Origin of the sequence: Candidatus Enterovibrio escicola (assembly GCF_002464935.1) — a bacterium.
Lineage (GTDB): Bacteria > Pseudomonadota > Gammaproteobacteria > Enterobacterales > Vibrionaceae > Enterovibrio > Enterovibrio escicola.
On the sequence record NZ_NBYY01000028.1, the window covers coordinates 22,080 to 42,511 of the forward strand.

Below are 20,432 nucleotides of genomic sequence, written 5' to 3' on the forward strand. Positions count from 1 at the left end.
GATTTTCGATGATTATAAATCATGAAGTTAGCTCAATTATCACTTTAATCCTCTGCTAATCGAGAGACATACGTACATGGAAATTTTGCGTGGTCCCCCTGCTTTGTCTGATTTTCGAGGCAATAAACTTCTAGAAAACTGTCACGTAAACGATTTACCTGTTATTGGCCTGTATGCAGAGTATATTCACTTTGCCAATATCAATGCGTCACTCAGCAAGGATGAACAACAAAAATTGGGTCGATTATTAACGTATGGTTCGACCATCGCGGTGCATACCCCGAAAGGTACACTATTTCTCGTTACACCACGTCCTAGCACTATTTCCCCTTGGTCATCTAAAGCCACTGATATTGCACACAATTGCGGCCTAAATCAAGTCACACGTCTTGAGCGTGGAATTGCATACTACGTTGATCTTTCTACGGTGATGACACCTGCTCAAAAAAAAATATTTTTGACACTTTTACATGATCGTATGATTGAAGTTGTATTTACTAAAATGGAAACAGCGTCAGAACTCTTCAAACAAGCGGTTCCAGCACCTATCAAAATCGTTGATATTCTTGGAAGTGGTCGTGGTGCACTTAAAAAAATTAACGTAGAGCTGGGTCTTGCACTGGCGGAGGATGAGATTGAATATTTGCTTGCTAGCTTTATTAAGCTCGGTCGTAACCCTAATGATATTGAACTAATGATGTTTGCGCAAGCTAACTCTGAACATTGTCGGCACAAAATTTTTAATGCGGATTGGACGATCGATGGTATTAAGCAGGAAAACAGCCTATTCAAAATGATTAAGAATACCCTTGAGCAGAACAATGAATATGTGTTGTCAGCTTACAAAGATAACTCTGCTGTGATGAAAGGTTCTGAAGTTGGCCGCTTCTTCCCTGATCCGAAATCACGTCAATACAATTACCATCAGGAAGTAGCACATATCCTGATGAAAGTAGAAACCCATAATCACCCAACTGCAATTTCACCGTGGGCAGGTGCTTCAACTGGCTCAGGTGGTGAAATCCGTGATGAAGGTGCGACGGGTATAGGTGGTAAACCTAAAGCTAGCTTGGTTGGTTTTAGCGTATCAAATCTACGTATACCTGGTTTTGAGCAGCCTTGGGAAAGTGATTTTGGTAGACCCGATCGAATTGCTACAGCGCTTGATATTATGTTGGAGGGCCCTCTTGGCTGCGCTGCATTCAACAATGAATTTGGTCGGCCTAATATACTTGGTTATTTCCGTACCTACGAAGTAAAAGTCACTTCAAATGAAGGCGGAGAAGTACGTGGTTACCACAAACCAATCATGATCGCAGGTGGTATAGGTAATATCCGTGAACAGCATGTGAAGAAAAAAAACATTTTAATAGGTGCACAGCTTGTCATTCTTGGAGGTTCTTCGATGAATATTGGTTTGGGTGGCGGCGCCGTATCATCAATGGAATCAGGCCGTTCGGCAGAAGATTCTGACTTTGCCTCGGTACAGCGTGGAAATCCAGAAATGGAACGTCGCTGTCAGGAAGTGATTGACCGTTGTTGGCAGATGGGTGAAGACAATCCGATTGCATTTATTCATGATGTGGGCGCTGGTGGTATCTCCAATGCTCTGCCAGAATTAGTCAATGATGCTGCGCGAGGTGGTAAATTCCAGCTGCGAGATATACCGAACAGTGATCCGAGTATGAGTCCACTCGAAATCTGGTGTAACGAATCACAAGAGCGCTATGTAATAGCGATTGTACCAGGAAATATGGCTATATTTTCTGCAATTTGTAAGCGGGAACGTGCCCCGTATGCAATAGTGGGAGAAGCAACGGAAGAACGTCATTTAACATTGGGAGATAACCATTTCGGTAATAAACCAATCGATATACCATTGGATATATTGCTGGGTAAGCCACCGAAAATGCACCGTGATGTGAAAAGTAGAAAAATGGTAGGAAAAGTAATTGATCGCAGCGCGATCTTTCTCGAAGAGGCATCACATCGTGTATTGCGTTTACCATCTGTTGCTGAAAAAACGTTCCTGATCACTATCGGTGACCGTAGCGTGACGGGTTTGGTAGCACGAGACCAAATGGTAGGTCCTTGGCAGATTCCTGTAGCTGATTGTGGTGTAACCGCGGCAAGTTATGACACTTATCATGGTGAAGCCATGTCAATGGGTGAGCGTGCTCCAGTGGCTCTATTGGATTATGCTGCATCAGCGCGTCTAGCTGTAGCCGAAGCGTTGACCAATATTGCATGTGCAGATATCGGAGACTTGAAACGGATTAATCTCTCTGCAAACTGGATGGTCGCAGCGGACCACCCTGGCGAGGATGCGGGTCTTTACGAGGCAGTAAAAGCCATAGGTGAAGAACTGTGCCCAGCGTTGGATTTGACTATCCCCGTGGGTAAAGACTCTATGTCTATGAAAACTTACTGGGAACAAAACGGAGAAAAAAAAGAAAATATTTCTCCAATGTCTCTGGTGATCACTGCATTTGGTCGTGTTATTGATATTCGCAAGACTGTCACCCCACAGCTTCGCTGTGATAAAGGTTCAAGTGTTTTAGTGCTTGTGGATTTAGGTTTAGGCCAAAACCGCTTAGGCTCGACAGCTCTGGCTCAAGTTTATAACCAACAGGGAGATAAACCAGCAGATGTGGATAATCCAGAGCTTCTAAAAGGTTTTTTCAATGGAATACAATCATTGGTGCGTAATGAAAAGTTGTTGGCTTATCACGACCGTAGTGACGGTGGCTTGTATATCACGTTAGTAGAAATGGCGTTTGCAGGTCACATTGGTGTAGAAGTAGATATTAACGCCTTGTCGGCAACAGGTGACTGTGACGATGAATTAGCAGCTTTGTTTAACGAAGAATTAGGCGCGGTAATCCAAGTTCTAACTAAAGACCTCGATGAAGTACTATCAACATTATCATCTCACGGTCTTGAAACTTGTAGCCATGTTATAGGTACATTGTGTGATGAGGATACGGTTCGTATTTGGAATGGTGATGTGTTGGTATTAGATCAAATTCGTACCGAATTACGCAGCATTTGGGCTGAAACTACTCATAAAATACAGGCAATTCGTGATAATCCTTCATGTGCTGATCAAGAATTTAAATTCAAAAAAGACATCAGTGACCCTGGATTGAACGTCTCATTATCGTTTGATATCGAAAAAGATGTTGCTGCATTATATATTGCTATGGGTAGACGACCTAAAATGGCGATTCTGCGTGATCAAGGTATCAACTCTCACGTAGAAATGGCTGCTGCGTTCGACCGTGCTGGCTTTGATGCCAGAGATGTTCATATGACTGATATCTTAAGTGGAAACGTGACACTTGTAGGTTTTGATGGACTAGTAGCTTGCGGTGGTTTCTCCTACGGTGACGTGTTGGGAGCCGGTGAGGGTTGGGCGAAGTCCATTCTGTTTAATCATATGGCGCGTGATATGTTTGAACGCTTCTTCCAGCGAGGTGATTCATTTGCATTGGGTGTGTGTAATGGCTCTCAGATGCTATCAAACTTGAATGAATTGATCCCAGGTGCAGATTTATGGCCTCGCTTTGTACGCAATGAATCTGAACGTTTCGAAGCTCGATTTAGTTTGGTCGAAGTTCAGAAAAATCCATCTTTGTTCCTTAGTAGGATGGCAGGTTCACGTATGCCAATCGCAGTATCTCATGGTGAAGGACGTATAACAGTGCGCAACGCTGAACATTTGGCTGCAATTGAGCAATCAGGCATGGTTGCACTCCGCTATTTGGATAACTTCGGCAAGGTCACCACATCGTATCCTGCTAACCCGAATGGTTCCCCAAACGGTATTACAGGATTGACAACGATAGATGGTCGAGTAACGATCATGATGCCACATCCTGAGCGTGTTTTCCGCACCGTAACAAATTCATGGCATCCAGATGGCTGGGGTGAAGATAGTCCTTGGATGCGCATGTTTCGTGATGCGCGAGTGACACTGGGTTGATCGCTCAACTCTATCGTTAAATAGCAAATAGCTAATACTTATGACATAATTCACTACCCTCAAATAGCGCCTTTTTTATACATTACATTGTGCAGGGTAAGGACGAGAAGGTAGAGAAGCGTGATAATGTAAAGAGATATGCAAAGGGATAGTGCATATCCTTATTTATCTGTCTGAGCTGGGAGCACTGAGTTCTGAAAAGTAGAGAGACCATACAAATAGAGTGAATAAGATCTATCGTGTGAATTGTGATTACAATCATTATTAAATTGCAAGCAATAAGGGTCGATGTAAAAATGAAAGCTGCAAGATGTTAGTCGTCTAGGGTTACAATTAATTTATTGATGTCATTGTTGGTTCACGAGTCTGAGTCAAACTTAAAAGAGAATGTTATATGAAAAAGATCGAAGCTATTATAAAACCGTTTAAGCTGGATGATGTGCGGGAAGCACTGGCGGAAGTGGGTATTACAGGAATGACAGTGTCAGAAGTAAAAGGTTTTGGTCGTCAAAAAGGGCATACGGAACTTTACCGTGGTGCAGAATACGTCGTTGATTTTCTGCCGAAAGTGAAATTGGAAATCGTCGTATCCGATGAGATGTCGTATCAATGTGTAGACACGATCGTGGAAACGGCAAAATCTGGTAAGATTGGTGATGGTAAAATATTCGTCACTAACGTTGAACGTGTTATTCGTATCCGAACTGGTGAAGAAGACGAAGAGGCGGTTTGATTGCTCTATTATATGTTATGTTTAAACCCTTTCTGTTCGTTGATGGATGAAGAAAAGATTCTTTGTGAATCAGGTACACTGTGAATACTTACATTGCAGCTAATGGCTAGTTTTCTATGAATATGAAGTAAACTGATTACACCCGAGGTAGTGGTATACCGAAATGTAATCAGCATAGTTATATTTGCGCTTAGATTTTATTTCTGATGAGCGTTGTTGATTAAATCAGGTCCATAAAGTATTGCTTCCAATCTTTTTTATAGTCTTACTTTTTCTGCTGGTGAAGAGGCATACCGAGTCTTAGAACTTAGTTCATCGCTTTCACATTTTGCAGCGCTTCACCAACGTGAGAATTGTAATAACGAAGAGTGAGTTTAGAGCTGAGCAACTGTTTATAGCGAAATATTGCTGTCTCTGCTAATGAGAGTTGGTGATAACCCCTATCCTTTTCCCACTTCGTCAATTTATCTTCTTCTAACGCCTTTACAACTTCATTTATAGGATGCCATTCCTCCCAGTACCCCGCGTTGCTTTGAGGTAGAATACTGGGCGTTATTCTTCTGTTTTTCAGTATGTAGTGACATGATTTTGTGTAATAGGCTCTATTAGTACTTACTTGCTATATCTTGCGTCGTAATAGATTAATCAATATAGGTAAAACTGCATTGTCACCCATAGAAACTAGGCTAACTTCTGCAGCGATAACCTCATGAGTAGACACATCAAAGGCAAAATGAAGTTTGCGCCAGATACGCCGATTCACCTTACTGTGTTTACGTGTTTTCCACTCACCTTCACCGTATACCTTTAGGTCTGTCGCATCAATAACGATGTGAACGACAGTTCCTCGAGTCAGCAAACGGTATTTAACTTCTGCGTTCTTCAAACGCATTACTAATGTAGGTGTATGTAGGGAATTTAAGAGAGACATTCATCAACGTAAAAACCGAATTGAGAAAACCTTCTAATCTACGAAGTGGGAGCTAAAACGTACCTTTCACCATCAGTGATGTTTCAATCGCGGTATCAAAACAGTGACTGAGCTATGGTTTACTAATGCTTAATTATATTGTTTCCAGTTACTGAATTTGTGCTTGGCCTTCCCCTTCCCATTATAACCTCCCGCTTAACTCCATGATGATTTGATTGTAGGAATTGCGATTGTTTGATAAATGGAGATATTTTTTGTAGGGTATGCGTAAATCAATTGTGACTGCTGTGAAATTAGTTGCCGATTTCGATACTGCTTTTAAAATTAAGCTTAGATCTGCATAAGCGCTTTCTTATCAAGCCGAGTCATCTTGATGCTTGGTTTCTTTGGTTGAAATGAATACGCGATAAACCCCGCCAGCAAGTTAACCATAAAGAGGGTACAACTACGATACCGAGAATGCTCTATTTGGTATATGTGTTTTAGTTGGTTAAAAACAGTTTCAATAATAAATGGTTTCTGGAGTATCAGGAAGTCTCAAAGTTCGTCAGCCATTTCTGGTACGGGGTTCCTATAATTCACGTTAGTCGTGTCACGTTGAGTGAGATAATGCTACCTTGGTCATTGATAATGAGGTGTAATGTAAAGCCATAGAACTACCCCATCATTCCTTTTCCTCGCTTCGAGGAACCTTTAAAAACCTGATATCTGAAAATGTGTAGATTATGATAAACCTGTAGCTTGGACGAATCAACGAAGGCAATCCCTGTCAGCTTTTCCTGACGGTGAGTGAGGTAAGAGCAAAGCGGAACCAGAATACCTTGCATGAGCTTAAGCATTCGCATGTAGTTGAATAATTTAGGAAATTCGTTGGTGAAGTAACGGCAAACAAACTGGATGTAATAGGTTTTAAAGTCTGGCAAATGTCATCGACATCGATGAAAATAGTGTTTAAGTTATTTAGGATCAAGTTCTTATGTAGTCAATAGCGTTTTTAAAATGGTTAGCTCGCGATTTTGGCATTTAGTTCATTTCTTATGCGCAGCTCAGGTTACGTAAAATGTTTGGAACTCCCAGTAACCTGAAATCCCCTCCTTCAATTAAGTCAGTTCATCCCTAAATTCTGGTAATCACCTGCATACTCCATGAGAGCTTACAATTCTTTATCCAAAATCTCTGCGCGTACTGCGTCTTCTATCGTATGTTCATCAACATTCATTTGGGGTATGCGGATTTAGTGATTGATTTTCACAGGATGTATTAATTTGTAAAAATCGGATTTAATGATTGACATCATAAACTAAATACACTTGTATTAAGAACGTGGAGACATCCACAGCCGAACTCAGCGGCGACTCTGAGAAGACAAAATGATTTAACCATGAAAACTATCTCTATTGCTGAATTTGAAACTCTGGTAGCACGCAACGACTGGCAGCGAGAATAAAATTGCGAAGTTTTAGAGCGTCTTGATCGTCAGGTTGAAGAGTAGAACGAAGAAAATGAATCTTTTGATCTGAACGATATTCCTCATGTTTTTGGTTTGGCTTCTAAAACCTCAACCTTAGATGGTATTAAAATTACTTACACCGAAGGCTTTAACTACGAAGAATGCGACTCCGACTCTCTGTCTACAGGAACCGAGGGACAGGATGCTGTTTGGTCTGTAGAAAGCGTTACGGTTGTTGATGAAGAGGGTGACGAGCTGAATGCACACGAATTGGCTGACTATCTGGATTCTGATTTCAGCAGCATTAATTACAGTGTACTTGAGATAGAGCAAATAATTGACGGAGACGAGGACTCTGACATGGAAACATTTACACTTGATATTGATAACGCGCCAAACGTTCGCTTTACTGGTGAATTGGTAGCAAATGTGGCTTGTTCTGATAATCAAGCTATTGGCAGTAGTTATAACGGTCCAACTGGTCGTTGGATAGAGTTATCTCTTTACAAGACCAAAGGCGGAAAATTCATCTGTCATCAAGTTGGTCGCACTAGAAGGAAAGATGAGCGTGACCGTTTTAGCGGCAAGGTCTGTGAAACGCTGGAAGAGGTTAAAGAGTTTTTTGGCCACCGCTAGCTATCCAAAGAGTTGTACGCTGAGGCTAGCATTGATGATGTAGTAGAAGTGGAGTGACAGCAAGGGGCTTCGGCTCCTTTCTTTTTGACTATGACAAATTTTGACTATGACAAATATTTTGAATTGGTCTGACTACAATGTTAGTCAGGTTCATGAATCTAAGTATGATTATCAGGTTTACGCTGAACTAAAATACCCGCCTTCATTTTGCATCCACTGCTACACATCTGATCTCGTTGGTTTTGGGAAAAGAACCGAAATTATCATGGATATACCCATGCACGGCAAGCGTATCGGCATCCACCTAAATCGTAAACGTTTTAAGTGCCAAAGTTGTAATAAGACGTTCTACGAGCTTGTATCGCGCAAAGATGAAAAACGTAGGATGACTAAACGTCTTATTGAATACATCGAGCGAGAGAGCCAGAAACGTACATTTTTAAGTATTGCAGATGATATAGGTGTGGATGAAAAAACAATCCGTAACATATTTCAAGATTACTGCGAGCGTGAAGAAGAACGACTGAAATTCGAAATGCCAAAATGGTTAGGAATTGATGAAATTCATATCATTAAGAAACCTCGATGCGTGTTAACCAATATTGAGTATCAAACAGTCATTGATATGCTCGACAACCGTGATAAATCAACTCTACTTCGCTACTTTACAAAACGCGAAGACAGAGAGCATATTGAATTTGTCGCAATGGATATGTGGTGTCCTTATAAGGACACGGTAGAAACCATGATACCGAATTTCACTATCGTCATAGATAAGTTCCACGTAGTCAAAATGGCTAACGAGTCGTTAGAGCGTGCAAGAAAAGCAATACGTAGCCAACTTACGCCACAACAGCGCCGTGGACTACTAAAGGATAGGTTTGTACTGCTAAAGCGAAAGCACGAACTCTCAGATGCGGAATACTTACGTCATTCTGGCTGGATACTTAACTATCCCGAAATGGGAGAAGCTTACGAACTTAAAGAGTCTTTCTTTGTTATTTGGATCAGTCAGACGCGTGATGAAGCTCAGCAAGCTTACTACGCTTGGCTACGACTGGTTTCACCTGAAATGACGCGGTATTTTGATCCGCTAATCAAAGCTATGGGTAACTGGCACAATGAAGTTTTTGCGTACTTTGATCATCCAATAACGAATGCTTATACGGAAAGTCTCAACAACCTCATTCGAGTTATGAACCGTACTGGTCGAGGTTATAGCTTTGAAGCTTTTAGGGTTAAGATGCTATTTACTGAAGGATTCCAAAAAGTGAAACGTCCACTATATCAACGAGATCCAATTTCTGATGATGCCATTAGCTTGTTTGATATGGCTGCGGAACCGCAAATAGTAACGAACTATGGTTCGAGCATATCAACTTTGATCAAAGAATTTGAAAGGGATTAAAAAAGTCACATTTCACTCACTAAATCCGCATACCCTTCATTTGTTATATCCAGTAATTCACGGGTATTACTAGACAATCCAGCCTATCATCATGCTTTTAGCGCCCATTTTTCCATCGTCACTCACGCCATTTGGTAAAAGAGTCAGTAAGATACTTTAGCAACTATACTTGCCTGTCCCTCTCGATAAGTTTGTAGTCAACCACTAACTTATGTTGCATTATGACGGGTTTTAGCATATCGCTACTACGGCGTTATTTCTGGACGTGGTGCCTTATATCCTCGATATAGCAAGGGTAAATCCGGTTAACGAAAGGTCGTAGTAATTGACAAAACATGCTGTCACCTGAATTGGATTTATAAAAAATCTTATTTAACCTCAGACTCTGTATAAGCGCTTGCCTATGCAGATCTGAGGTTATTTACTTTATGCGCGCTGTTTCTGTAATTTTCGTTAAGTTCTGTGGGGCGTATGCTTCCAGCAGACTCAAAAATTTAACTAGAAAGATCGATGGAGACAGGCATGAGGCCAAGGCCAGTAATACTGAATATGAATTTATCAGTTGCATTCACTGTGTATTCAATATCATCCATATTACCGTTATGTCCTTAAGCGAGTCTTTCAAATATCTTATCTAAGGCATCTGCTTGGTCTGTGCTATATGTGTTTACTAATTCTTTCTCTAAGTGCTTTCCGTTCATGATGTTTTTGCCATCATAAGTGAAAGCAAAATCAAGGGTTACACTCTTTAAGAGGCATGTTGGTTGTTTAATATCTTCTTTTAGAGCTACTAGTGCTATATCGATTGCGCCATTGTTTGCTACAGTAAACTAACTCGCTTTCACCTCTAGTAGATGTGTGGGTGTTTTGCAAGGACCCTAATTAATTCCTCGGTTTTACGGGGTGACAGCGTAGGTTTACTGTTTGTTGCGATGTAATTTTTATCGTCTCGTAGAGCAGTAACGCTTCCTTGATTTGCTTTTTATTCATTAAGTCATTTCCTGTAAGTATCTTAATGATTTGATACTATTCATATTTTTCATACCCCAATGTCCTCTTGGCAGTAGGTTCATAAGTCATTGCTGCAAGGTTCGCTGTGTTAACTTCGCTTTAGATCTATCTTTCAGAGACCATACCATCACTATTCGTTGGTGTGTAATCTAGTCCCCCAAAGAAATATTACTGGTATTAACAAACTGTGTATCTCTATTAACACTAAAACCGTTCACGAAGATTTGCTTTAGTACCTCCTAAGGTAACTCACCCGTGGATAAACGTTCTCGAACACTTTCAGCGAGCTTAATATCAGCCTCCTTCACAAGGAGGGTTGATATACCAAGTTGATCCATAGTCACTTTACCGTGTAACCATACGTCACCCACTGAGTCAACCCGTACATGCTCAGCCCTGTTTGAGATTGCGTCTAAAATATGCTATTGCCATTTTTAGATGAAAATTAGGGGTTTGACTTACAGCCTTGGTTGCTTAACAGCTAGCTAACCAAAGGCTCTTTTTCTTGTTTAAATGCACTTCTCCTTACGTAGCGAAGTGCGTCCCTAGTTTGCCTAACTGCTGAAATGCATAGCTCTGGTGTGTTATATCCATTTGGGATATCGTTCAGTTCGTGACCACTTTTCTGAACGACTGCAAGAGACACTTCGTAGGTTAAGAAATCCAAAGGAAGATAGTTCAGTGATAACCAACGCATCTTGACGACGGCAAGGTATAGCTCGGGTGTTAAGTGTTCTTTTGGTACAGACCGAAGTGTGTAAGGGATGCCCATGACCGTGCAAGGAGCAACTCTGGTGCTTTATGTGTTTCGTGTACATATTGCAATGCATAACCGTCAACATTAACAGCTGTGAGACAAAGCTGGTAAGTCCGGTATATTTCCGGTACATCTTGGAGTGCGTAGCTACCTATCTAAACGGTTTTTTAAGCATCTTCCTTATCAATTTCAGGATGTTAACTTAACGTTGTTTCCCAAATATCTGAACTAATCGTAATTCCTGCGATTAGATCATTATGGAATTAATTGGGAATTTATAATAGGAAAGGCCAAGCACATGATCAGCAATTGGAAACAATATAATCAAGAATTAGTAAACCGTGGCTCAGTGACTTTTTGGATAAACATCGCTATTATTAAGGTATTGCATAGTCTAAAGCATCACGGTTATCGTGGATGTGGGTTTATATTTTCGGATACCGCGATTGAAACAGCACTGATGGTGAAAGATATTTTTAAACTCCCACTTCGTGAATTATAAGGCTTTCTCAATTCAATTTTCACGTTGATGAATGTCCCGCTGAAATCCCTTACATACATCTTCATTAGTAAGTGTTTGAAGACCGTAAAAATTAAGTACCGTTTGCCAAGTTTAGGAGCTGTCGTCAACGTCGTTATTGATGTCATAGGCCTAAAAGTATATGACGAAAGTGAATGTAAAACGCGTAAATATGGTAAGGAAAAGAGGTGTATCTGCGCAAACTGCATCTTGCAGTTTATGTGTCTACTCATGAGGTTATTACTGCAGAAGTTGATCATGTATTCAATAGATTCTTCTTCGTGTAAAATACCTGTTTTTGCAGGGTGATCATTATAGCTACCGTTGACGTTAAATATCGTTTTTACCAGCAAACAAGAACGGTTAAAAAGCATGGTATCGGACTTGGTGGACACACACTTTATGCTTGAAAAGCATGTTGCAGAACCTTCCAGCTTAAATATATATACAAGGCTTTTCAGGTGATGATAAAAGAATAACAAGTTAAACTTGCTATGAATAATTCAGGTATTCATGACTCCTAGCGAATGCTACACATCAGCATTAATGCCGTTGTCAGAGTTTTAAAAAACTTACACCACGCTGTGTAACCACATTACCTCTTGATGTACAGGAGGTGGTGCTTATCTGTGAAGTAGATGAGCAATGGTCTTTCGTAGGTAACAAATATATCCCTCGTTGGGTTTGGTATGCTAGGGACCTCGATTGAAAAAATCATTGCTCACGCATTCTGGTGTCGTAGAAGAAAGATACTTAATTTACTTCTCAATCGGTTATCCATATTTAATGTTTCATTTTGGTGTATGGACGGTCTCAATTCATACGATATCTCTTCCTGAGAATAAACACATTGTTGGCAAGTTATATACTCAACGCATTGAGAGGAAAGATTTAACCCTTCGTACACGCTTGAAACGACTCAACCGGAAATGATTGGATACTAAAATTAACGGAAATGCACGACAAAGTGATTGGTACATTCATTGAATGGGAGTATTCCCTTTAAACCATAATCAACCCCTTGAACACATGACCAAAGAGTTAGTACAGTTCCTGTGAGTGAAAATGATATTTTACCTATATTGCTTAACCCATTACGACGAAAGATACAGTAAGTTAGTGCTGATGGAGCTTATGACACAGGAGCATGTCACCACGTACTTAATAATAAAGGAATAAGCCCAGTATTCCACCTTGAAGCAACGTGGAGTACTGTGAGGACGGGCATCCTAGAAATAAACCTTCTCGCCTTTCAATCAGTGAAGTTATAAAGATTATTGTATCTCTTCATCAATCAAGTTTTCATGGTTTTAAAAAATATTACACGCAATTCATCTGTCGTCACCTAACAGGTGAATTCCATGATTTGGTTAGCTCTACGCGAGTGTTTAAGTTGATGCAAAGTGCTCTGGTTCCACTTTGCTCTTATCTGACTTCACGCCAAACCAAACTTGCTGGTATCGTGTTCGTTTATTCAACCAAACTACAAGTTTATCATAATTTACGTATTCCACGGCATCAAGTGTTTGAGGGGAGGGTTAAACGAGATAAGGAGATTATGGGAGGGTTTTATGCTTTAAACTTCCTCATATCATCAACGATCAAGGAAGTATCATTTTTGTAAAGGAAACGACAGCAAATGTTGATAACAGAAACCCCGTGGTTGATATGGCGGATAATCTCTTGAGAGCCATCTATGGAGATCAAGGATATCTCTCTAGCCCCCTTGAAACAAATCTCGCTCGAGCACAGGATTAGATCAACATGAATACATGTAAGAAAATGAAATAAAAGGTGATGAATCTTTGGGATCGTTTTATGTTGAGAAAACTATCGAGCATCGAGACAATCTTTGATTAACTAAAAAATATGTTTCAGGTGTGTGAGATTTATAGTCAACCTGATTGCTGGACTCATTACTTATACCTTCCAACAAAAATAGCCTAGCTTTAAAATTACTTGGTTTAAAGGAGTAGCTCCTATACAGATCTTAGATTGATTAATCAAAGTCCGTCGTTTATTTGTTGAACGAACGAACATTTTGTCTCAGGTAGGTTATTTTTACATCGGCGGTAATAAAGTAATTGAAAGTTTAGCAACTTTTCTATTAAATATCATACCTTCACATAACAATTCGCATGAATTGATCGAATAGTAATTACTGATTTCAACCTGTAATTTAGTTAGTATATTAGGAATACATATGAAAATTATAACTACTGGTCTACCCGCACCAGATTTTACACTTCTTGATCAAAATGGACATTCAGTGACGCTCAGTCAATTCGCAGGAAAACGAAAAGTATTGGTATATTTTTATCCAAAGGCTATGACACCGGGTTGTACCACACAAGCATGCTCATTGCGTGACAGCAAGAACGAATTAGAAGCGCTCAATACTGTGGTACTAGGTATTAGTCCTGATCCGGTAAAACGGTTGCTACAATTTACCGAGCGTGATAGACTCAACTTTACTTTGCTCAGCGATGAAGATCATGCAGTTGCCGAAGCGTTCGGTGTGTGGGGGTCGAAAAAATTTATGGGTCGTGAATACGACGGCATTCACCGTATGAGCTTTTTAATTGGCGAAGACGGAAACGTGGAACACGTATTTGATAAATTCAAAACTAAAGATCATCACAATATAGTGATAAACTCCCTGAAAGTCGAATAAATTACTCAATTTTAATAAACTCTTAATGAACATCAGACCTGTATAATCATGTTTTTTCCGAGCCTATTAATTGAAGGCTCGGCTTTCTTGATTTGAACGTATAAGTCTAAATTTAAGTCTGACTTGCGCCACTTTCTAATTAGCTTCTTAATGCCATTTATTTAAAAATAACGGTAGGTTTTTTAAACCCTAAACATTGCTTAAGCTGATGTTTGATCCTTACTTGAGAGAAGGTAATTTCTTCATCCGTGACCTTTCTTATAGTCTGCCTCTTTCTTTACGTACTGTCTCAAAAGCCCATTGAAATTTTCATTTATCCCTCGTTTTCATGAAGAGCAAGGCTGGGTAAAGTAAATCTCAACGTCCAAATCTTTTGCTATCTTTTCATGATGAACACACTCTTGACCATTATCTGTCATAATCATATGGAAATGTGTTTTGTTTGACATTAGTAAATCAACTTCAGATCTGCATTCCAGAGTCTTTCTGCAGTCGATAGTTTTTTCAAACAATCAAATCTCGACTTGGGTATTTAGTTCATTTCTTATGCGCAACTCAGGTTATGTCGGCATATCCAAGCTGGAAGGTATTTTCGAAGAGTTGGTAATGGAAGTGCGTACTCCTGCCAATTTCATATTTTCAAACAGCACGCGTTTGCTGGAAAACAACGACATTTGATGTCAATATTAGCCAAAAAGTATTTCATTAAAAAATGCAGTCTTTTATCATAAATGGCGATTTATTGGACATAGGATCATTCTCTACATTAGAATTAAACGCTAATATTTAGCGAGAGAGGAATTTCATTATGCCATCTTCATCTAATACATTAATGCCTAACTGCTTGGCTTTAATCAATTTGGAACCAGCCTCCTCACCCGCGACCAGTAAATCCGTTCTTTCAGAAACACTTCCGGTCACTTTTGCCCCGAGAGCTTGAAGTGCGAGCTTAGCATCACTACGCGACATTGTTGATAGCTTTCCAGTTAGTACGACAACCTTACCTTCCAATGGTAAAGGTACATATTCATATGGCACTTCAATATCCTCCCAGTGGACACCTACATCAATCAAAACATCAATAGCGGCCTGATTCAGTTTTTCGGTAAAAAAAGAGGATAGATGTTTAGCGACGATTACACCCACATTCTGCACTTCCATCAGTTGTTCTTCCGATGCGTTTCTGATCGCCTCAAATGTAAGAAAGTGATTAGCCAGATTAGTAGCTGTTGCTTCTCCAACTTCACGAATACCAAGGGAATAGATAAAACGAGGTAACGTGGTTTCTTTGGCTTTGTTTAGTGAATAAACCAAGTTTTGAGCTGACTTGTGTCCCATCCTATCGATCATTGTAATTTGTCCCTCAGTGAGCCTAAACAAATCAGCAGGAGCTTGGATTAATTCTTTTTTGATAAGTTTCTCAACAATCTTGTCACCTAGCCCATCGATATCAAGGGCTTTCCGTGAACAGAAATGTTTAATCGCTTCTTTACGTTGCGCACAACATACTAAACCACCAGAACAACGGGCAATCACCTCTCCTTTTATCCGCTCAATATGAGATTCGCACACGGGACATTCAGTAGGAAATTGAATACGTTTCGCGTTATCAGGGCGCCTACTCTCAACCACACTCACAATTTTAGGGATCACATCACCAGCTCGACGTACAATAACCGTATCGCCAATTTTTACACCCAACCGGACTATTTCATCCGCATTATGAAGGGTACAGTTTGAGACTGTAACACCACCTACAAAAATAGGATTTAGTTTAGCCACGGGAGTGACGATGCCAGTGCGACCTATCTGAAATTCAACATCAAGTAGTGTGGTTATTGCCTCTTGTGCTGGAAATTTGTACGCGATGGCCCAACGAGGTGCGCGAGCTACAGAACCAAGCTGTTCTTGCATTAGAATATTGTTAACCTTAATCACTACACCATCAATCTCGTACGGTAGGTTATTTCGACGATGCATGATGTCTTGATAGTAAAAGATCACATTTTTCAACCCCTTAACTTTTTTAACTTCTAAACTTAATGGAATACTCCATTTACGTAACTGTTTTAATCTACCTACATGTGAGTCACCAAATCCCTTTGACATAACGCCTACAGAGTAGGCGTAAAAACGCAGTGGACGTATGGCTGTAATTCTAGGATCAAACTGGCGAAGGCTGCCAGCAGCCGCATTTCTTGGATTTACAAACGCTTTCTCACCTTTTTTTAGGTTTTCTTCATTCAGTTTGATAAAGCCATCTTTCAGCATAACGACTTCTCCACGAACCTCGAGACGATTCGGCCAGCCAATACCTTGAAGCTGCAGGGGTACATTACGAATGGTCTTCACATTGTGAGTGATGTTTTCACCCGTGAAGCCATCACCACGTGTTACAGCTTGAACAAACATTCCCTTTTCGTACATAAGGCTAACAGCTAAACCATCGAGTTTAGGCTCGCAACTAAAAGTATAGTTTAAATGATTATTCAATTTGTCCTTTATGCGTTTGTTAAACGCATTTAACTCTTCTTCATTGAAGACATTGTTTAGTGACAACATAGGGACTTCGTGGCGTACTTGTACAAATGAATTGAGAGGTTGACCTCCAACACGCTGGCTAGGAGAATCTGAGGTGATAAGCTCAGGGTGTTCCGATTCAATCATTAGTAATTCCTGCATTAATCGGTCATACTCTGCGTCTGGGAGTTCTGGTTTGTCTTCTACATAGTAGAGGTGGCCATAATAGTTAAGCTGATCTTTGAGCGTTTGAAGTTGTCTTTGAGTATCCATGGTCATGAAATTTTCCTAGTATCTCCTCACCACTCGACACAATATGAATCTGTGAATAGAGGGAATGACAAGCTAGTCTAGTCCACGCTTTCAGCGTGGATGAATAAATACTTCCGAGAAATCATCTCTACTGCAAGTCCAATGGATGTTGAACATGGATCTCTCAAGTGACTTGAAATCTAATTTTCGTAACAGTTATTTCAAACGTCTTTCTTAGGTAAAACAGAGTCGTATATCGATCAGTTCTACGTTTATTTGTTTTCAGAAATAGTGTCTATCATCATCCAAACACTACGACTAGGTCTCTATTCCAAAACGATGATGATATGACAAATATCATCATCAGATGTCGATATATCAAGCCGATCATAGGGTTATATACTTAATAAGTTGAAGGCTTCGTCAGTATGACTTGCAATCAACTTGTCCATTACCACAGATCTCATGTATCCTTAATAGGATTTATAACCATAAGAAAATCTATTCTCTAGACGGGAACTAACTTATTGAACCTTCGACCCACTTATTGAATACCACAGAGTCCTTACCAGCCCAGTATAAGATCAACATTTAGCTGTTGCATGATCAATTGCATAGTATAGCACCGATGGACGTACTTGTTTCAAGTTAACTTTGTCCCCAGAATTCATGTGTTTTCGTCATTGTCAAACTACACCTTTTCATTGATGAAATTGAACAAAATACGGTCAGATATTCAATAGATTTTTCTTCGTATAAAAAGCCCTGTTTTTGCATGGTGATTATTATAACTACCGTTAAATATCATTTTTGCCCGCAAACAAAAACGGTTAAAAAGCATGGTATCGACCTTGGTGGACACCAACACTATCATTATTGAGCATGTTGCAAAACCTTCTAGCTTAAATATACATACAGGGCTTGTTAGGCAGGGATAAAAGAGCAAAAAGTTGAACTTGCTATGAATAATTCTGGTATTCGTGACTCCTCTCGAGTGCTACATATCAGCATTAATGAGGTTATCCAAGTTTTATTTCACCTAGGAATTCCCTCCCAGAAACCATATGTGGTGGGGCTTAAGGCATGCCCCTATCTGTGATACATTTTAAACGATTGAACAGATTAAAGGCATGAATAAATTTCAAAGGTATCAAATAGAAGCTGCTTCGCTTTAAACGTATTTTCACTACAACTTTGGGAATATTCCTATCCAGTTATCCCAGATATGACACCGATTATTATTATTCAGAAATCGCTAAGATGCTGAAGTGTGGAAGCTCAGAAAATGGTTTTGCCACTTACCAATGCTTGTGTTGCGATGAAGGGCAATATAAAGTTAACTTTAGTTGGTAAGGGGAAAGCTTGTCCGTAATGTGAAAAGCGTTATGTACGGGAGAGTATGGTCAAAATAGGAGACGCCTGTTTCCTAGAATGAGTTATCGGCGAGTTGTTTTAACATTGCCTGAACAACTTCGTATTCCTTTCCATAATCACTCCAATCAGAAGCATTTATATTCTGGGTTTATGGTCTTGGCGGAAGCCTGCTTATCAGAGTTGATTCGGTTCTCCCACCCAAGGCATGGTTTATTCTTCGATTTATTTGCTTCTGATAGTTGTTAATTGATATGGTTTTTATTCTCGTTATCGCTCCGCCTTTTGCACCATCTGACTGTTTCAGGATTCTGCAAAATACTATTGCCGAGAACTTAATTTTCAATATCAATTGGACTAGATGGATGGATGTTTGCGCGCGATATAATGTGACGCACATCGGTATGGATACCACGGGTGTTAGTTTAGGCGTTCGGTATACGAGAATCACCCCCTCGAAGCCGTCGCAATTCACTATAGCAACAAAACGAAGGAACGATGCACATTAAAAATGCTTAATGTGATAGACGTCAATCGGCTGCATTTCGATGTGGAATATAAAGACGTCATCCTAGTATTCATGGCTATAAAACGAGGGGTTCACTGAAGTGGAAATATGATTGATTTTATAGCGAAACATTGCTGTCTCTGCTAAGTGAGCATTTGTGATCATTCCTGTTTTTTTCCACTCCGACAATTTGTCCTATTTTAACACCTTTAACAGCTTCATTTCTAGGATGCCATTCCTCCCAGTACCCCGCGTTGCTTCGAGGTGGAATACTGGACGTTATTCCTTTGTTTTTCAGTACGTGGTGACATGCTTTTATGTGATAGGATCCATCAGCAGTGACTTAACTGTATCTTTCGTCGTAATTGGTTAAACAATATAGGTAAAATCTCATTATCACCAACAGAAACTAGGCTAACTTCTGCAGCAATAATCTCATGAGTAAATACATCAACGGAAAGATGAAGTTTGCGCCAGATCCGCCGCTTCTCCTTCCCGTATTTACGCGTTTTCGATTTACCTTTGTCATATACCTTCAGGCCTGTGGTATCAATATCGACATGGTCGATAGCTCCTTGATTCGGCAAATGGTACTTGATTTCTACGGTTCTCGAACGCATTACTAATGCAGGTGTATGTAGGGGTTTTAGCGGGACATTCATCAACGTGAAAACTGAATTGAGAAAGTCTTTTAATCCACGTAGTGGGAGCTTAGAAACACCTTTCCCATGATCACCTTCCGTTTAACTCAATGATGATCTAATCGTATGAATTACAATTAGTTTAGCTATTTGGGAAACAACATCTTGTCTACATATAAACAGCCATAAAGTTCGTCGGCCATTTCCGGAACAGGCTTATTATCATCCACGTTAGCCGTCGTCACTTTAACTGAGATAATGCCACTTTAGTCATTAATAATAAGGTATAATTTGAAGCCGTAGAACCACTCCATCATTCTTTTTCCTCGCTTCGCAACACCTTCAAAAACCTGATGTCTGAGAATGCGTAGATTCTGACAAACCTGTAGCTTGGATGAATCAACGAAGGTAATCCCTATCGACCTTGCCTGACGGTGAGTGAGGTAAGAGCAAAGCGGAACCAGAACATCTTGCATGAGCTTGAGCATTCGCGTGTAGTTGACTAATTCAGGAAATTCATTAATGAGGTAAAAGTAAACAAAATGGGTAGTGTGTTCAATAAGTTTATTTCCATCTCGAAAATGAATTCTTTCATATATTACAACTCCTTGTTAAGACACATGACATCTGCAGTAGTCAATAACTTGGTTGCCTGTCATACCAACGAACCATTCAACTTATTGAATATATAACCAACAAAGTAGAAATAGGTTTTGAAGTCTAGATATCCTGATTGATGGAAAGCTATCATTATCGTCATCACTTCGCTAACTGAGAGGCGAGAAGGTTTGTTTCTTTGTTTGATACCGGAAGAAATTGGATATTTTTTCCATGCAGGGAGGAAAATCTAGCAGAAGTCGTCGACATTGACGAAGATAGCGTCTAAGTTATTCATGCCCAAGTCCTTATGTAGGCTATAGTTGTTTTCAAACGATCAGATCGCGACTTGGGCATTTAGTTCATTTCTTACGCGCAACTCAGGTTAGATAGAATAGGAAATTTTATTATTGAACGGGGGATTACTTGTAAGAAAGC

Annotated in this window: 10 protein-coding genes and 7 pseudogenes; 10 read left to right on the forward strand and 7 right to left on the reverse strand. The window is 39.9% G+C overall.

Annotated elements, in window-relative coordinates; genetic code table 11:
- Nucleotides 1-76 precede the first annotated feature (76 nt).
- Nucleotides 77-3,985: a phosphoribosylformylglycinamidine synthase gene (purL, locus tag BTN49_RS08940; RefSeq protein ID WP_097356899.1), complete on the forward strand. Its 3,909-nt coding sequence runs from the start codon at nt 77-79 to the stop codon at nt 3,983-3,985.
- Between the two features lie 394 nt (nt 3,986-4,379).
- Complete coding sequence (gene glnB / locus BTN49_RS08945; protein ID WP_097356900.1) at nt 4,380-4,718, forward strand: nitrogen regulatory protein P-II; 339 nt, start codon at nt 4,380-4,382, stop codon at nt 4,716-4,718.
- Between the two features lie 307 nt (nt 4,719-5,025).
- Here the strand turns inward: glnB and BTN49_RS08950 are convergent.
- Together BTN49_RS08950 and BTN49_RS22460 are read right to left on the reverse strand one after the other, a co-directional pair.
- A pseudogene (locus BTN49_RS08950) lies at nt 5,026-5,826 on the reverse strand (IS5 family transposase); the annotation flags it as partial.
- 153 nt (nt 5,827-5,979) lie between these two features.
- A pseudogene (locus tag BTN49_RS22460) lies at nt 5,980-6,566 on the reverse strand (transposase); the annotation flags it as partial.
- Between the two features lie 626 nt (nt 6,567-7,192).
- On the opposite strand from BTN49_RS22460, the gene BTN49_RS08965 reads away from it, so the two are divergent.
- Nucleotides 7,193-7,735: a hypothetical protein gene (locus BTN49_RS08965; RefSeq protein ID WP_199399514.1), complete on the forward strand. Its 543-nt coding sequence runs from the start codon at nt 7,193-7,195 to the stop codon at nt 7,733-7,735.
- Nucleotides 7,736-7,853: 118 nt separating this feature from the next.
- The gene (locus tag BTN49_RS08970; RefSeq protein ID WP_206746261.1) at nt 7,854-9,143 is read left to right on the forward strand and encodes an ISL3 family transposase; all 1,290 of its coding nucleotides are present in this window, start codon (nt 7,854-7,856) and stop codon (nt 9,141-9,143) included.
- Nucleotides 9,144-10,635: 1,492 nt separating this feature from the next.
- Here BTN49_RS08970 and BTN49_RS08975 read toward each other — a convergent pair.
- The gene (locus tag BTN49_RS08975; RefSeq protein ID WP_097356903.1) at nt 10,636-10,926 is read right to left on the reverse strand and encodes a hypothetical protein; all 291 of its coding nucleotides are present in this window, start codon (nt 10,924-10,926) and stop codon (nt 10,636-10,638) included.
- A 265-nt stretch (nt 10,927-11,191) separates the two neighbouring features.
- Between BTN49_RS08975 and BTN49_RS18155 the strand changes: the two are divergent.
- The 4 genes and pseudogenes from BTN49_RS18155 to bcp all read left to right on the forward strand — a co-directional run.
- Nucleotides 11,192-11,694 (forward strand): annotated as a pseudogene (locus BTN49_RS18155) (transposase); the annotation flags it as partial.
- A gap of 51 nt (nt 11,695-11,745) precedes the next feature.
- Nucleotides 11,746-12,437: pseudogene (locus tag BTN49_RS19340) on the forward strand (IS1 family transposase).
- 390 nt (nt 12,438-12,827) lie between these two features.
- Nucleotides 12,828-13,189: pseudogene (locus BTN49_RS21065) on the forward strand (transposase).
- Between the two features lie 445 nt (nt 13,190-13,634).
- Nucleotides 13,635-14,105 (forward strand): thioredoxin-dependent thiol peroxidase, encoded by a 471-nt coding sequence (gene bcp, locus BTN49_RS09000; RefSeq protein WP_097356907.1) that lies wholly within the window; start codon nt 13,635-13,637, stop codon nt 14,103-14,105.
- Between the two features lie 786 nt (nt 14,106-14,891).
- Here bcp and ligA read toward each other — a convergent pair.
- Nucleotides 14,892-16,904: an NAD-dependent DNA ligase LigA gene (gene ligA / locus BTN49_RS09005; protein ID WP_097356908.1), complete on the reverse strand. Its 2,013-nt coding sequence runs from the start codon at nt 16,902-16,904 to the stop codon at nt 14,892-14,894.
- Nucleotides 16,905-17,811: 907 nt separating this feature from the next.
- Here ligA and BTN49_RS21070 point away from each other — a divergent pair.
- Nucleotides 17,812-17,976 carry an IS1-like element transposase gene (locus BTN49_RS21070; RefSeq protein WP_394336670.1) on the forward strand — a complete coding sequence of 55 codons (165 nt, stop codon included), beginning with the start codon at nt 17,812-17,814 and terminating at the stop codon, nt 17,974-17,976.
- 332 nt (nt 17,977-18,308) lie between these two features.
- Nucleotides 18,309-18,497 carry a hypothetical protein gene (locus BTN49_RS13275; protein ID WP_146679328.1) on the forward strand — a complete coding sequence of 63 codons (189 nt, stop codon included), beginning with the start codon at nt 18,309-18,311 and terminating at the stop codon, nt 18,495-18,497.
- A gap of 591 nt (nt 18,498-19,088) precedes the next feature.
- Here BTN49_RS13275 and BTN49_RS09015 read toward each other — a convergent pair.
- From BTN49_RS09015 to BTN49_RS22465, 3 genes and pseudogenes are all read right to left on the reverse strand, one after another.
- On the reverse strand, nt 19,089-19,418 hold the full coding sequence (locus BTN49_RS09015) for a transposase (protein ID WP_146679330.1): 330 nt from the start codon (nt 19,416-19,418) through the stop codon (nt 19,089-19,091).
- Nucleotides 19,419-19,561: 143 nt separating this feature from the next.
- Nucleotides 19,562-19,945, reverse strand: a pseudogene (locus BTN49_RS18180) (transposase); the annotation flags it as partial.
- A gap of 155 nt (nt 19,946-20,100) precedes the next feature.
- Nucleotides 20,101-20,244 (reverse strand): annotated as a pseudogene (locus tag BTN49_RS22465) (IS982 family transposase); the annotation flags it as partial.
- Between the last annotated feature and the right edge of the window lie 188 nt (nt 20,245-20,432).

Excerpts from the sequence above, each read along its gene's own strand:
- BTN49_RS13275 (WP_146679328.1), top strand. The coding sequence starts at position 18,309 with ATGAGTTATCGGCGAGTTGTTTTAACATTGCCTGAACAACTTCGTATT.
- ligA (WP_097356908.1), bottom strand. The coding sequence starts at position 16,904 with ATGACCATGGATACTCAAAGACAACTTCAAACGCTCAAAGATCAGCTT.
- purL (WP_097356899.1), top strand. The coding sequence starts at position 77 with ATGGAAATTTTGCGTGGTCCCCCTGCTTTGTCTGATTTTCGAGGCAAT.
- BTN49_RS09015 (WP_146679330.1), bottom strand. The coding sequence starts at position 19,418 with ATGAATGTCCCGCTAAAACCCCTACATACACCTGCATTAGTAATGCGT.
- BTN49_RS08975 (WP_097356903.1), bottom strand. The coding sequence starts at position 10,926 with ATGGGCATCCCTTACACACTTCGGTCTGTACCAAAAGAACACTTAACA.
- glnB (WP_097356900.1), top strand. The coding sequence starts at position 4,380 with ATGAAAAAGATCGAAGCTATTATAAAACCGTTTAAGCTGGATGATGTG.
- bcp (WP_097356907.1), top strand. The coding sequence starts at position 13,635 with ATGAAAATTATAACTACTGGTCTACCCGCACCAGATTTTACACTTCTT.